The following is a 1,742-nucleotide window of genomic DNA, read 5'->3' as shown; positions in this document are numbered from 1 at the left end:
AAACATGATGGCACTATTTCCGTTAATAATAAGCTGTATGAAGTACCACCCCGGTTTATTGGCCAGAAAATTGAAGTCCGTTTTGATGAAGATGTGGTTTATGTTTATGAAAATGGCGTAGCAGTAGATAAAGCTGTACCGGTTAATTTCGCTGATAATGCTAAAGTAAAACGCAATCGCTCTCTTTCTTTTCAGGCTATGCTGGCGGGAAAGGAGGAGTAATCTGTGTATCGAGCTTTTTATTCCCTGATAAAAACTCCTTTTACTAAGGAGATCAAAACCGCTGATTCTTTTCCTTCAGCTTCTTTTTCCGAAGCTCTGGCCAGGCTTGAGTATCTAAAAAAGACCCGCGGCATAGGCCTGATTGCTGGAGAACCGGGTGCCGGCAAGACTTTTGCCTTGCGAGCTTTTGCCGAAAGCCTTAATCCTTCTCTGTATAAGGTGGCTTATTTTCCGCTGTCCACCGGTACAGTAATGGATTTCTACCGGGGTTTGGCTATAGCTCTTGGGGAAGAACCTAAGTTTCGCAAGGTAGACCTTTTTCACCAGATTCAATCTGCTGTCCTCAGGTTTTTTCGGGAAAGGAAGATTACTCCGGTTTTTATCTTAGACGAGATGCAGATGGCTAAAGACCTTTTCCTTTGCGATATAAATATTCTCTTTAATTTTAGCATGGATTCGGAAAATTCGTTTATCCTGGTTCTCTCAGGCCTTCCGCATCTTTTAGATAAACTTACCTTAAATCAGAATAGGCCTCTTGCCCAAAGGATTGCCATGAGTTATAAGGTTGAGCCTTTAACCAGGGAAGAGGTAGCAGGCTACATCCAGCATCATATGGAGCTTGCAGGAGCTAACCATAATATTTTTTCCGAGCCTGCCATCGAAGCTATTGCCTCTTTATCCCGGGGTTGGCCCCGGCTAATCAATAAGCTTGCTACTCATTGCTTGCTTTATGGGTTCCAGGCTAAAAAGGAAATCATTGATGCTGAGGTGGTTAGGTTAGCTGCTCAGGATACTGGTTTCTGATCTTGCCCGGTCGCACTTTTGCGGCCGGTTTTCTTTTTATTTTTCTTTGCTGAAATACCGTGATATTTTGCAAAAGTCTATACTGACCTACTAAAATAATTTGCAATTTTTACAGATTACAGCTGCCTTCTATGCTAATTTATTTTGAAAAATCGGTGCCTAAATAATTTGCAAATTCACACCATTCTGGGCAAATACGGCTAAAGCTGTAGGTTTCCACCCCAGAATGGTTCTATTAAAACCTAAAATGGTACACTCCGACTGGTGCGGTAAACCCTGTGGTTTCCACCCCAGAATGGTTCTATTAAAACGTATAAAATTATCATTTTCCCGAACAGTCCTGTACCAGGTTTCCACCCCAGAATGGTTCTATTAAAACTCACGGACATAATATCGCTGGTGAAAAATACATATCGCGTTTCCACCCCAGAATGGTTCTATTAAAACCAATTTCTGGCTTTGCAGTGATACCGCTTATCACCCGTTTCCACCCCAGAATGGTTCTATTAAAACGGTACTTTTATTTTAGGAATTTCCGCAAAAGCTCTATTGTTTCCACCCCAGAATGGTTCTATTAAAACAAATTATGGCTAACCTGACGGCAGGACTAAACAGAATATTTCCACCCCAGAATGGTTCTATTAAAACGTAGATATTACAACCGGAGTTATATAAGCAGCATAATAATTTCCACCCCAGAATGGTTCTATTAAAAC

Annotated in this window: 2 protein-coding genes and 1 CRISPR repeat array; both genes read left to right on the top strand. The window is 41.3% G+C overall.

Annotated features, from left to right (window positions below; genetic code table 11):
* The coding region (locus tag CARFE_RS0112480; protein WP_028052973.1) for a Mu transposase domain-containing protein at window positions 1-222 on the top strand (222 nt) is incomplete at its 5' end.
* Between the two features lie 3 nt (window positions 223-225).
* Window positions 226-1,026, top strand: coding sequence for an ExeA family protein (locus CARFE_RS0112475; RefSeq protein WP_028052972.1), 801 nt, complete (start codon window positions 226-228; stop codon window positions 1,024-1,026).
* 212 nt (window positions 1,027-1,238) lie between these two features.
* A CRISPR array of direct repeats spans window positions 1,239-1,742; the repeat unit is 30 nt; unit sequence GTTTCCACCCCAGAATGGTTCTATTAAAAC.

This window comes from Carboxydothermus ferrireducens DSM 11255, assembly GCF_000427565.1.
GTDB classification, from domain to species: Bacteria; Bacillota; Z-2901; order Carboxydothermales; family Carboxydothermaceae; genus Carboxydothermus; species Carboxydothermus hydrogenoformans.
The sequence above is the reverse complement of the archived record's forward strand: the minus strand, read 5'-3'. Positions and strand labels throughout refer to the sequence as shown.